The organism is Tritonibacter sp. SIMBA_163 (assembly GCF_046535935.1).
GTDB lineage: Bacteria > Pseudomonadota > Alphaproteobacteria > Rhodobacterales > Rhodobacteraceae > Epibacterium > Epibacterium scottomollicae.
Genome location: NZ_JAWJBP010001381.1, coordinates 1 through 234, shown reverse-complemented (window position 1 = coordinate 234; position 234 = coordinate 1). Strand labels below are relative to the sequence as shown.

Below are 234 nucleotides of genomic sequence, written 5' to 3'. Positions count from 1 at the left end.
ATAGGCGTCCGCCTCCTCCGGCGTCATCCGGCTGGTCGGATTGTAGCCGTCGCCGCGCGGGCCGATGTTGCCGCTGACCAGCATCGGGCTGATGCCGGTCTGCATCTCGTCGCGGATCTCCTGCATCAGCGCGATCGCCGCGCGGTTCGCCTCGATCAAGGCCGCCGTGTCATAGCCGAGCCGCCGGCCCCAATCGGGGCTGGCGCGCCAGGTTGGGCTGTCGAGGATCAGGCC

Annotated in this window: 1 protein-coding gene; it reads right to left on the bottom strand. The window is 70.1% G+C overall.

Features of this window, described 5'->3' with window-relative positions:
* A partial coding sequence (locus tag R0J92_RS26815) for a homocysteine S-methyltransferase family protein (protein WP_411053922.1) occupies positions 1-234 on the bottom strand: 234 nt, incomplete at both ends.